Consider the following 13769-nt stretch of genomic DNA (forward strand, 5'->3'; position numbering starts at 1 on the left):
GGCATGGAGGCGTTTTCACGCGCATTAAAATTTTATCATTATTTTTGTGCCAGATTTTCCGCGGTGGGGCGTCTGCATTGGCATGGTTACTCGCATATCGATCCCCTCCCGGGTTCTCATTTGTTTGTTTTCATTTTTTGCCGCCGCCAGCCTTTGGGCCGGTGTGGACGGACCGGCCAGGCATGCTCTCGATATTCCCTCCGACTCGGTGGAAAATGCCGTCAAAAAACTCTCCCACCTGTCCGGCGTGGACATTCTTGTCCCGAGCAGAATCGTCCGTGGCGTGCGCACCAAGGCGGTCAAGGGTGAATACACCGCGCGCGAGGCGCTGGAGCTCATGCTCAAGGACACCCGTTTTGTCGTGGAGCAGGACGCGAAGACCGGCGCGCTCACCGTGCGCAGGGCGAAGGACGCAGCCCGCGAAAAAAAAGCCGCAGTCAAGCGCGCCGCCGCCGAACGAGCTGTCAGTGACGATGATTTGGCCGGGACTGACTCGGACGGATCACTCGCGGCGACATCATCTTCTTCCACCGCCGCCCGTCCGACCCCGCTCGTCCCGAATCCCGGTAGCGATGTTGACGAGGAAGTTGTCATAATGACCCCTTTCGAGGTCGTCGCCAGCACCAAGGGCGACGGTCGTTACGAAACCTCCCGCTCCAACGCCATCACCGGCACCAACCTTCCGCTGGATCGCGTGCCGCTCACCGCCGACATCTTCAACGCCGCCTTCATGGAGGACATGGGCGTCGTTGACCTCACTGAAATGCTCACCAAATACGCGGGCTTTTCCGAGCCGGTCATGGGCAGCGCCGAGAGCGCGCGCGGTTTCGAACCGGGTGACGAAACCGATTTCAAAAACCTCCGTGTTCGCGGCCTTGAGGCCACCAACCAGCGACGCGAGGGTTTTCTCCATTCCGAGGGCACCACGCTCGACTCCTTCGACCTTGACGCCAGCGAATACATCCACGGCTCCCAGTCGCTCCTCTACGGCGCCGGCGGTCCCGGCGGTGTCGTGAACTTCGTTGGCAAGCGAGCCCGTTTTAACAGGAAAAACGCCATCGCCTCCATGAGGTTCGACTCCGAGGGCACACGCCGCTATCAGGGCGAAATCAACTTCGGCACGAGAAAATTTGCCGTTCGCGCCGTCGGTGTGCGCGACGACACCAAATATTGGAAGCAGGACCTCGGACGCCGGCACAGGGGCGTTTACGCCACCGTCGCAGTGCGGCCCGTCAAGTGGCTCGTCATCCGCGCGGAATACCGCAAATTCAACCGCCTCGAACCCTTGGCGCAGTCCTACACCGCCGCCATCCCGAACGAATACCTGCCCGAGTGGGCGCGCAGCCCTTCCTCCACATACGCCTCGCCGCGCCTGCGCAATCTCCTCTATCGCGAGGGCGACGGCTACCTCGGCTTCAAGTGGAGCACAGTGGATTCCGTTGGCGCCGGCACCAAGGTGCGCTCCATCGACCACGAATACTACGGCGTTTCAGTGGAGGCGCGCGTCTCCCGCAACCTCTCCCTCCAACTGCGCGTCGGTCACGACGAGCGCGACAACTTCGCCCTCGCCTCCAAAAGCAGCGCCGCCATTTACCACCCCGAGTTCACCAACTCCACTCTCGCCGCCATCCGCGCCCTCTACCCCGAACTTGATGGCAAGTGGATTTACCGCGTCAGTTACGGTGGCGAGGGGGGCACCGGCGCCACCACCGGCCAGGTCATCAACTCCCAGGAGGGCTTCCGTTTGGCCGGCAACTATCGCTTCAATGTTGGCAAATTTTCACGCCATGAATTCAACCTTTCGTATCAAATGCTCGACACCGAGCGCAGCCATACTTCCCAGCGCTTCTACAAAACGGATGCCAACGGCAACATCATCATTGACCCCGATGCCAGCGCCGCCGATTCCCTCGGCCGCATCCCTCTCAATACCTCAAATTCCACCACATCCTCCGGAGGCGGCAACAACTACTGGAACGCGATCCACTCTGGTGGATGGTATGGCGTTTCCTGGCCTTTCACCAGAGTCACCCATCCCATTACCGGCGACACTTACAAACTCGACGACATCAAGCACCGTGGCTCGGTCACTCCCACCGCCTCCAACCCGCTCGGCCTCAACTCCGGCGATGGCACTTACCGCATTTTCGACATAGACGAGGATGCTGTCGCCGGCACGCTCACCAGTTTTTGGTGGGACGAGCGTCTCACTTCCATGGTCGGCTACCGCCGCGAACGCTTCGTCACCAATCGTCGCGACACCGGTATCAAGCTCGGTCCCAATACCATGGACACCGCAACCGCCGGTTTCACTTTCGACATCTGGAACAATATCCGCCTCTTTTACAACTACTCCACCAACTCAAATATCCGCGAGGACATCCAAATCCGCGACCTTTGGGATAACCCGCTTCCCTACGCGCGCGGCACCACGCACGAGGCCGGTTTCAAGTTTAACACGCTTAATCGCCGACTCTCCGGCGCCGCCAGTTTCTTTCACACCCTTGTCACCAAGGAAGCCATTTCCCTCTCCGGCTTCCGCAATGAATTCGATCCCGAGGGCATCAACGGCCGCCATATTGACAGCACGCCCTACACCATCCGCGACCGTCTCTCCAAGGGTTTTTCCCTTACCCTTACGGTCAAACCCCTCTCCGGATGGGAAATCTACCTCCGCTTAACCCATGCCCCCGGCACTGTTAAAAACACCAACAACTACCTCCCCATTCTCTACAACGACCAATTTCACACCATGCAGGTCGGCGGCAACACCGTCGTCGCTCAAAAACAATCCGACGGCAGCCTCGCCCCGCTCATGGTCAATGAAACCTATGGTGACGACACCTCGCCTCTCGTTCCGCTTCAGGTCGACTGGCTTCGCTACCCCGACATCAACCCCGATTATTACGCCCCGCTCGACTCTGCCGAGGGGTGGTCGCTCAGGCCTTCCACCGCGCGCGACCTTCTCTCCCAGAGCGGCGTCGGCACCGGCCGCACCGGCCTCCCTCTCACCGCCCACCAACTCCGCGATGTCACCGCCGCCGAGGCCACCCATCTTTTTTCCTCCACTGGCGAAAAAATCACCGGTTACACCGTCAACACCTTTGCCATGGAAAACACCTATCGCTTCACGCGCGGCCCCCTTCGAGGACTTACCCTTGGCCTCAACACCCAATACAGGGGCGACATCCGCCGATACTATTATAACGACGTTGCCGATGGCGGAAAACGCAAACTCTGGAAGGACCCCAACCGCCTCAATTTCGACGCCACTGCTCGCTATACCCTTCGCGTGTCCAAGAGCGTAACTTGGTCAATCAACCTTCACATCGTAAACCTTCTCGACAAACAGCGCATCATCCCTGTGGCCAGTTCCACCACCGGCGAAATCATTCTCGGGCGCCCCTATTACTCGCCCCGTCTCTTCATCCTCAGCAACACCATCCGCTTCTGACCAAACGCCACCGTCTGCCCATATCCATGAAAACTGCCGTTCAAAGCGAAACCAAGGTTACTCATTTCTCCAAAACTGTCCGCGCCCTATGCTTTCTTTCCTGCCTCTTGGCGCTTCAGCTTTTCAACCCGCTGCTTCCGCAGGTTCGCGCTGATGCCAACTGGACCGGAGCCGGCGGCGACAACGACTGGTTCAACACCGCCAACTGGAATGCGACGCCATCCGGCAATGTCACCATCGGCAACGCCGCCATGCCCAGCGGCACAGCCATCATCACCTCCGGCAGCGTCCTCGTGGACAAATACCTTTCCGTCGGCTACGAAAACGGCGCCAACGGCACCGCCGTCCTCATTCTCAAGGGCACAGGCACTCTCTACAATACCAGCATCGGCATGATTGGGCGCGGCGGAGCCTCCGCCAGCACCCATGGCGCCGTCTATATGAACGACTCCGCCGTTTGGATAAACACCAATGAAATCTCCGTCGGGCGAGGCGGCGCGCTCGGCAGCACCGGCTACCTTGAAATTGCCGGCAACGCCTCCGTTCAGGCCAAAAAATTTAACATCGCCGCCGGCAGCTCCGCTGTGCGCGGCGAAATGCTCATCACTGACAACGGACGCCTCCACACCACCGATGTCGCCTATCTCGGCGGCAGCGCCTCTTCAGCGATCAGGGACGTCGGGGTTGCGACCATCGCCGGCAACGGTTTCTGGAGCGCCACCACCGCCGCCACCAATTCCTATGGTTTCGTCATAGGCGCCTACGGCACCGGCACTCTCACCGTTCAGGACAGCGGTTCAATCGCCCTCACTAGAAACTCCAGCGTCGCCGCCATGCTCATCGGACGCTACGCCTCCGGCACCGGCGCGCTCATTCTCAAGGACAACGCCAATCTCAGCATGACAGGCAACTCCAACGCGGCAATCATGGTCGGTGAGAGCGGCAATGCCCTCTTCCAAATTTCCGACAACGCCGTTGCCAACATCGGGCGCGTCTTCATCTCCGCCAGCGCCAGCGCCCACGGCGCCATCGCACTCAATGGCGGACGCCTCACCACCCGCATTGTCGAAAACCGCCTCGGCACCGGCTCGCTTATTTTCGCCGGCGGCACACTTCAGGCCGCCGCCGACAACACCACCTTCATCCGCACGACGGGCGGCGCCTTTGCCGTCACCACCACCGGCGCGGGTGCGTTCATCGACTCCAACGGTTACGCCATCACTGTTGCGCCTTCCCTTTCCGGCGATGGCGGCCTGACCAAGCTCGGCGAAGGCGTCCTCACGCTTTCCGCCGCGCAAGGTTACACCGGCACCACTGCGGTCACCGCCGGGACCCTCAAACTCGCCGCCGCAAACGCACTCGCCAACAGCGTCGCCGTCACCCTCGAGTCCACCGGCAGCATCGACGGCAACGCCGCCGACCAAACCCTAAAAAACCTCTCCGGTTCCGGCGTCATTCTCAACACCGCCGGACTCACGCTCGACTCCGCTGCCGACACCGCATTTGCGGGCGACATCACCGCCGTCTCCGTTGCCAAAACCGGCGCGGCCAGACTCGCCCTCACCGGCACTGTCACCGGCGCCCTTGCCATTAACGCCGGCGTCCTCGACATCACTGGCGGCGACCTCCACGTAACGGCCGGAGCAACCATTGCCGGCACGGGCACCCTTGCCATCAACACCGCCTCCGGACTCCTCTCCGTCGGCTCGCTTGCTTTCGGCAGCGGCGCCACCGTCAACGCCGTCAATTTCGATCCCACTGCCGGCGCCACCGTTACCCTCGTCGATTCCGCCGCCGCCATCACCGCGCCCCTCTCCAGTCTCACGCTTCTCGCCGATGGCGTCGCTCCCGCCGCCAGCCTCGAGCGCTGGGTGCTTCCTGTGCTCGCTCTCGACTCCACCGGCAAACTCCTTCAGGTCGCCCCCGATCTCGCATGGAACACCACCACCTACGCGGCCCACGGCACTTTCGATATCGCTTCGGGCGACGCATTCACCCTGTCCGCCGTGTTTGCCGACCGCTCCGGCGCGGGCTTCACCCCGTTTGAAAACTGGGATGGCAAAACCCTCGTGAAAACCGGAGCCGGTTCGCTCACCCTCGCCACCGCCGCCGCCTATACCGGCACGACGCTTGTGTCCGGCGGCACTTTGCAACTCGCCGTTCCCGACGCCATCGCCGCTTCCACCGCCGTCCAAATCGCCCCCGGAGCCACGCTCCTCGCCGAGGGATCCCAGACGATAAACAACCTTGCCGACGCCGGCGCGGGCGGCGCTCCCGTGCTCGCCGCCGCCCCGGCCGGCGCCGATTTCGTTTTGTATTCAAATCAGGATACTACCTTCTCCGGCGTCATAACCGGTCCCGCCAGCGTCACAAAAACCGGCGCGGCCACGCTCGCGCTCTCCGCCACCGGCGCAATCGCCACGCTCGAAAATCTCACCGTCTCCGCCGGCGCGCTCGCCCTCTCTTCCGGCACGCTTTCCGCCAGCGGCACGTTTGCCCTCGCCGGCACCGGCACCCTCGCCATTTCCGCCGGCTCCGCGCTCATGCACACCGGCACCGCCGTCTTCGCCCCCGGCGCCACCATCAACATCCTGTCCTTCGCCGGCAATGGAGACGTTGATCTTCTCGTTTCCGGCGCACTTCTCCCGCCCGACGCCCTCACCAGCATATCCCTCCTCAACAACGGCGTTGCCAACACCCTTTCCATCGACACCTACAATCTTTACGAACTCAAAACCGACCCCACCGGCAACAAACTCCAGCTCGCCGCCGACCTCGTCTGGAACAGCACCGGCGCCGCCCATGGCACCTACAACATCGCCGCCGCCGCCATTTTCGATCCCGCCGTTTCTCTTGCCGATCGCGCGGGCGGCTCCTTCACCGCCTTTGCCGGATGGGATGGCAAATCGCTGACGAAAACCGGAGCGGGCACCCTTGTGTTCAACACCGTCAACACCTACACGGGCACGACGCTTGTGTCCGCCGGCACGCTGCAACTCGCCTCAAAAAATGCCATCGCAACCTCCACCGCCGTCCAAATCGCCCCCGGAGCCACGATCCTCGCCACGGGCACCCAGACGATAAACAACCTCGCCACCGCCGGGCCGGATGGCTCGGAGGCGCCAGTGCTTGCCGCCGCTCCCGGCGGTGCCGATTTCATTTTGTATTCAAACCAGGATACGACCTTTTCCGGTCTGATAACGGGCGCGGCCAGTGTCACAAAAACCGGCGATGCCGCCCTCACTCTTTCCGCGAGCAACAGCTTCACAGGTGGCGCCACTGTCGCCGGTGGCAAACTCATAGCAACCCGCGCCGACGCTCTCGGCGCCGGCAATCTCACCATCGCCTCCGGCGCGACGCTCGAACTCGCCGCCGCCGGCCCCGCCACCGAATTCACCGGCGTTATCGCCGGTGGCGGCGCCATTCTGAAAACCGGCGCCGGGTCAGTTACCCTCGCCGGATCTTCGCTCGCCGCGAAGGACATCCTTGTCGATGCCGGCGAGCTTTCCATTGGTGATGCCACGCGCGCCACCACCGCGACGGCCGTCAGCGCAACCATCGCCACCGGCGGCAGCCTCGCCCTCGGCGCAGGCAGTTCCCTCACCGTCAGCGATGCCACCGCGTTCGAAGCCGGCTCCTCCCTATCCCTTATTATCGGCTCCGGCACAGGCCCCTCGCTTGCCGCCACCGACATCACTCTGGGCGCTGGTGTTTCGCTTAACATCGCCGGCGTCACCGGCAACACCTCAATGCCATTCACCCTTGTCCAGGCCTCCAACGCCATCACCGGCACCTTTGCCACCATCTCCATTGGAGGAGGAGCCATTGATGGAGTTGCCGACTACCTCACCATTGCCACCGAAAAAACCGCCGACGGGAAACGCTATCTCATGGACGCCATCCTCACTTGGTATTCCACCTCCACCGGCGCGCATGGCACATTCACCCTCAATGACGCGGGAGGCGCCTTCACCCTTGCCGCCATCCTCGACGACCAGTCCGCCAATCCCGCCCAAAACTGGGATGGCAAATCGCTGACGAAGGCGGGCCTCGGCACCCTCGTCCTTGCTGCTGCCAACACCTACACTGGCACGACACTTGTGTCCGCCGGCACGCTGCAACTCGCCACTCCCAACGCCATCGCCGCCTCGTCCGACGTTCGCATTGAAGCCGACGCCACCCTCCTCGCCACCGGCGCCCAGACAATAAGCAACCTCGTTGGCACCGGCACCCTTCAAGGCGCGGCCGATGCCACGCTCATCCTCAATTCCACCCAAGACACCACTTTTTCCGGTATCATCGCCGGGCCCGCCGCCCTCCAGAAAACTGGCACGGCCACCCTTGCCCTCACTGGCGAAAACACCTTTGCCGGTGACATTACCATCGGCTCGGGCCGGCTTGCCGCCGCCTCGTTCTCCGCTCTCGGCACTGGCACCGCCATCCACATCGGCGCGGACGGAACCCTCGAACTCGCCATCGACGCCGTCGGCGGCACACTCGCCCAAACCCTTTCGGGTGCTGGCGTTTTTCACGCCAACAGTGCGGGTGGCATCCTCGAGCTCTCCACCGCCAGCCCTGGGTTCTCCGGCACTGCCGGTATTTCTGGCGGCACGCTTCTCGCCACCCATGCCGAGGCTCTCGGCTCCGCCGCCGTTAACATTGCGGAAAACGCCACCCTTGAATACCGCGACATTGCCGGGGCCGAGCTTTCCAACGCCTTCGGCGGCGCCGGCGTGCTCCTGGTCACCACCGGCACGCTTGATTTCGTTGCCGCCGGTGCCGGTGTCGCCAACATCACCCTAGACCGCTCCACGCTTACCCTTGCTCATACCCTCGCTCCCGGTGCGGGCGTCGCGAGTGTTACCGCCGGCCCCGCCTCTCGACTCGTTCTCGCTGCCGACAATATTCACCTCGCCGCCCTAAACCTTAATAACGCCACTCTTGCCTTCGCCTCTCAAGTTGGAGGTGGCTCTCCGTCGAATTCACACCGCACCGCAACCATTAACACCCTTTCGGGTGCCGGCTCCATCGAAATGAATGTCAACCTCGCGACCGCTGCCGCAGGCGTCAACCCCGGTGGCACGACCGCGGACTTCCTTCGCGTCACCTCCGCGGCCTCCGGTTCGCACACCCTCGCGCTCAACCTCGGCGGCACACGCCCGGCCAATCACGGCGTCACCATTGAACTCATTTCGACCGGCCCCTCCTCGGCGGCCTTCACTCTCGACGCCCCTGGCGAAAAAATTACCCTCGGCCTCACCGCCTACGAACTCAAGCAGGGCGATGGTTCAGTCCTCCTCCCTCAAACGACCTCGTGGTATCTTGCGGACGCCGGCTACTCAACCATTGCCGACACGATTTACACGCATGCCGCCATGCTCACCAACGACTGGCACCATGCTCTCGACACACTCAACCTGCGCATGGGCGACCTCAGGGCCACCGCCTCGGGCAAAAAACCTCCGAAGGCAGATCGTTGGTTTCGCTTCCATGCCAATCGCGTCGACAGTGACGACACGCTCTCCGGCGTCTCCTTCGACCAGGTGGCATGGGGCTTTACCTTCGGCGCCGACAAACAATTCCGCTCCGGCAACATCACCACCGCCATCGGCGCCTTTATTGATATCGGCTACCTTAACCGCACTCACGGCCCCGCTTCCACTGACTCCAAAAATACATCAGCCGGCCTTTATGCCACCTACCTTGCCGGCAGTGGTTGGTTCACCGACATCGTTCTCCGAATCGACCACTACGACAACGATTTCTCTCTCCCGACCCGCAATGCCCAAATCCAAGACGCGGGCTATAAAAATCTCGCCAAGGGAGCCAGTATCGAATTCGGTCGCCGCTTCGACGGCGCCAACTGGTGGTTCGAGCTTTCCGCCCAGGTTGCCGCCGTCCTGATAGACGAGGCCGACTACGACATCCATCCCGAGCAAATACGTTTGCACGTTGAAATTGATGAGATCACCGCAATCCATACCCGTGCCCAAACCCGCATCGGCCGGCGTCTCGGCAAAAGCAAATGGCATCCCTACGTCCGCCTCGCCATCGCCAATAGCAACACTCGCAACGGCGCCATCCGCACACCCGGCCTCGAGCGCACCCTCGACGGTTATGACGATGTCCGAGGCGAATTCGGCGGCGGTTTCACTTATGCCATTTCCCGCCGCAGTCAGTTCTTTGCCGACTACGAATACACATACGCGGAGAGTTACACCCGCCCTTGGTCACTGAACACCGGCTACCGTGTCGCGTGGTAAGCATCTTTGTCTCCTGAAATAATCACACCCATTGTGTCTTTTCCCCGCTGACAAAAAACAACGCCAGCCACACTAAATGAATCCCATGCGCACGATGAACAAAAACGAATCCCGGCACGGTTTTTACGGTCTGGTGCATGTTAACCGAAAACTTGGGAATGGAATGGCGCAGGGATGCGTGGCGGCGGTGATGGCGATCCGGGGCAACCTCGCGGTGCAGGACGTGCCGGTGCCGGAATTGCAGGAAAAACTGAAGGCGCGCGGCCAGCGGCTGCGCATTGAGGAGGCTCCAACGAGAACGGGCGCCAAACAATCGAAGGCGAAGGGTTGATGTGCCGCATGATTTGCGCAAAGATTCCGATTTCGTTCGTGAGCGTTGCCGCCTCAAAAAAACTCCCATGAAAACAAATTTGCTCAAAAAATTGCTCCTCCCCTCCGCCATGCTCGTGCCGCTCGCGGTGGTGGCCGCGCAGCAGACGCCAAACGTCATCGTCATTTTCATGGACGATATGGGCTACGGCGACATCGGCACCACCGGCGCCATCGGATACGAAACGCCCAACCTCGACAAAATGGCCGCCGAGGGCATGCGCTTCACCCGCTTCTACGCCGCGCAAGCCGTGTGCACCGCCTCGCGCGTCGGTTTGCTCACCGGGTGTTATCCCAATCGCATCGGCTATTCCGGCGCGCTTGGGCCGTCATCCCGCATCGGCCTTGGCGAGAAGGAGGAAACCATCGCCGACGTTTTGAGGAAAAAAGGCTACGCCACGGCCGCCTTCGGCAAATGGCACATCGGCCACCTTCCCCACGCGCTTCCCCCGCGTCACGGTTTCGATGAATACTACGGCATTCCCTATTCAAACGACATGTGGCCGCGTCATCCCACGAGGAAATTTCCCGACCTCCCCTTGATTGAGGGCGACAAAACCATCGAGCTGAACCCCGACCAGAGCCAATTCACCACCAATTTCACAAACAGGGCGTTGCAGTTTATAGATAAAAATAAAAACAAACCGTTCTTTTTATATCTCGCGCATCCCATGCCGCACGTTCCGCTCGCGGTCTCCGAAAAGTTCAAGGGCAAAAGCCGGCAGGGACTCTACGGCGACGTCATCATGGAAATCGATTGGAGCGTCGGCCAAATACTGGACAAGCTGAGGCGCGAGGGCTTGGAGGAAAACACACTCGTCGTCGTCACTTCCGACAACGGCCCCTGGCTCAACTACGGCAATCACGCGGGAACCACCGGCGGCCTGCGCGAAGGGAAGGGCACCAGCTTCGAGGGCGGGCAACGCGTCCCCTGCATCATGCAATGGAAGGGCACCATTCCCGCCGCCACCATTTGCAACAAACTCTCCTCGACCCTGGACCTGTTGCCCACCTTCGCCCACATCGCAGGCGCGCCCCTGCCCCCGCACAAAATCGACGGGGTGAATATCATCTCGCTCCTGAGGCACGAACCCGACGCCAACCCGCGCGAGAGTTTTTGTTATTACTACCGCAAAAACAACCTTGAAGCCGTGACCGACGGAAACTTCAAACTCATCTTCCCCCATCCCCATCGCACCTACGAAGGTTTTGCGCCCGGCGTTGACGGCAAACCCGGCCCCGTGAACGAAAAGGCCAAGCTGGAAATCCCGCTTCTCTACGACCTCCGCCGCGACCCGGGCGAACGCTACAACGTCATCGGGCAATATCCCGAAGTCCGCGCCAAGTTGGAGCAAATCGCCGCTGCCATCCGCGAGGACATCGGCGACGACCTCACCGGCGTCGTCGGCAAAAACAACCGCAGCCCCTCCATTGCCCCCCGGTGAACACCGGGCATGCTGCCGCTTTGCGCGGCATGACAAACCAACCATAAATCTCACTCATCCATGAAAACCCGCATCATCACCCTTGCACTCGCCATTACCCTCACGCTCGTTGCCACCGCCGCGCCGGCGCCGGTCGAACGCGATATCGTCATTTACGGCGACAACTCCGCCGCCGTCGCAGCCGCCGTCCAGGCGCGCCGCATGGGCAAATCCGTTGTCATCGTCGGGCACTCCTCCCGCGTCGGCGGCCTCACCACGGGCGGCCTCGGCCAGACCGACATCGGCAATCGCCATGTCATCGGCGGCATCTCACGCGAGTTTTACCGCGCCGTCCGCGACCATTATCAAAAACCCGAGGCGTGGAAATGGCAGAAGTCGGAGGAGCTTCGCGCCTCCAAAAACCGCACCGAGGCCGATGTCTGGTGGATTTTCGAGCCGCACGTCGCGCTCGACATCTACAACGGCTGGCTCGCGCGCGACGGCATCGAGTATGTTAAAAACGCCCGCCTCGACCGTTCGAAAAACGGCATCGTGAAAAACGGCGCCCGTATCATTGCCATCCGCGACGAGGCGGGGCGCGAGTATCGCGGCAAAGTTTTCATCGACGCCACCTACGAGGGCGACCTCATGGCGCTCGCCGGCATCACCTACACCGTCGGACGCGAGGCCAATTCGTTGTATGGCGAAGCACTAAACGGCGTGCAAACTGCCATGGACAAATGGCACCAGTTTTTCCCGGGCGTTGACCCTTATGTGCGAAAAGGCGATCCGGCCAGCGGCTTGCTGCCGTTCATTGACCCGACCGGCCCCGGCGTCGAGGGCGCGGGCGACAAGCGCGTGCAGGCGTATTGCTACCGCATGTGCCTCACCGATCATCCCGAAAACAGAATCCCGTTTATAAAACCGGATGGCTACCGCGAGGATTGGTATGAGTTGCTTTTCCGCAACATCGAGGCCGCGCCTGACCTCGCCACTGTGAAAAAGTGGATATGGATAAACTCCCCCATGCCCAACCGCAAAACCGACACTAATAATCGCGGCGGTTTTTCCACCGATTTCATCGGCCAGAATTACGATTATCCCGAAGCCGACTATGCAACCCGCGAGCAAATCGCACGCCGTCACCTGCTATATCAACAAGGCCTCATGTGGTCGCTCGCCTACCATCCGCGCGTGCCCGCTGAAATCCGCGAATTCGTCTCGCGCTGGGGCATGACCAAGGACGAGTTCATCGAAGGCGGCGGTTGGCAGGGGCAGTTGTATGTGCGCGAGGCGCGCCGCATGGTTTCCGACTTGGTGATGACCCAGCACCACTGCCAGGGCCGCGAAACCGTGAACGACTCCATCGGCATGGCCGCCTACACGATGGATTCGCACCACGTCCAGCGTTACGTCGACAAAAACGGCCACGTTCGCAACGAGGGCGATGTGCAGGTCGGCAAATTTCCGCCCTATCCCGTCGGCTACCGCTCGATCGTGCCGCGTGAAAGCGAGTGCGTGAACCTCATCGTGCCCGTGTGCATGTCCGCCTCGCACATCGCCTACGGCTCGATTCGCATGGAGCCCGTTTTCATGGTATTCGGCCAGTCCGCCGCCACCGCCGCCGCGCTTGCGATTGATGACAATGTTTCGCTGCAAAAAGTTGATTACAAGAAACTCCGCGCCCGCCTGTTGAAGGACGGCCAGATTCTCGAACGCCCCGCGGATTCAGGCACAAAAACAACCGCCGCAGCTACCGGCAAACTGGCGGAGAACCTCGCCGCGCTGCAAGCGCGCGGAATCATACAACAGCCCGACTACTGGCTGAAAAACGCCCGTCCCGGCAAGACCTGCGCAGGCCAGTCCGTCGCGACACTGATTGTGAACGCCGTCTCGAAGAAAAAGCCCGGCGTGACGCTCGACGAGGCGTGCGATTACCTGCACGCCGCCGGCCTGATGTCCCGTCCCGCCGACTGGAAGCGCTATGCGCAAAAAGGCAAAACCTGCACCGGCGCCAGCACGGAAAAACTCATCGCCGCATTGGAACAACTCACGCGGCCGTAAAAACAACAGGCCGGTAGCGAATGAGTTTTATTCTTTGGTGAGCACAATGGTAGGGCGGCGTCGCCGAGGCCGCCGAGTTTGGCTCCCGTAATACCCGGCGCGCGCGCCCTACCCATTAGGGCGTTACCGGTTTAAGTTGTCGCATGGGAAAGCCTTTTGGTAGGGCGAAGCCTCCGGCTGAGCCGAAACCTGAAA

5 protein-coding genes are annotated in these 13769 nt (G+C 61.4%); all 5 read left to right on the forward strand.

The genetic code is table 11. The features are described 5' to 3' along the window. The first annotated feature begins 82 nt into the window (after positions 1 to 82). The 5 genes from CKA38_RS09445 (at position 83) to CKA38_RS09465 (ending at position 13574) form a co-directional block, all read left to right on the forward strand. Complete coding sequence (locus tag CKA38_RS09445) at positions 83 to 3454, forward strand: TonB-dependent receptor (protein ID WP_108825248.1); 3372 nt, start codon at positions 83 to 85, stop codon at positions 3452 to 3454. A 26-nt stretch (positions 3455 to 3480) separates the two neighbouring features. Beyond that, entirely contained in the window at positions 3481 to 9717 is a 6237-nt protein-coding gene (locus CKA38_RS16780; RefSeq protein WP_108825249.1) for an autotransporter outer membrane beta-barrel domain-containing protein, read from the forward strand. A gap of 85 nt (positions 9718 to 9802) precedes the next feature. Further along, a complete protein-coding gene (locus tag CKA38_RS09455) occupies positions 9803 to 10048 on the forward strand; it encodes a hypothetical protein (protein ID WP_152032770.1) in 246 nt (81 codons plus the stop codon). A gap of 67 nt (positions 10049 to 10115) precedes the next feature. Beyond that, complete coding sequence (locus tag CKA38_RS09460; RefSeq protein ID WP_108826525.1) at positions 10116 to 11531, forward strand: sulfatase family protein; 1416 nt, start codon at positions 10116 to 10118, stop codon at positions 11529 to 11531. A 60-nt stretch (positions 11532 to 11591) separates the two neighbouring features. Continuing rightward, entirely contained in the window at positions 11592 to 13574 is a 1983-nt protein-coding gene (locus CKA38_RS09465; RefSeq protein ID WP_108825251.1) for an FAD-dependent oxidoreductase, read from the forward strand. The last annotated feature ends 195 nt before the right edge of the window (positions 13575 to 13769 follow it).

It is taken from the genome of Ereboglobus luteus (assembly GCF_003096195.1).
In the GTDB taxonomy this organism is placed as follows: Bacteria; Verrucomicrobiota; Verrucomicrobiia; order Opitutales; family Opitutaceae; genus Ereboglobus; species Ereboglobus luteus.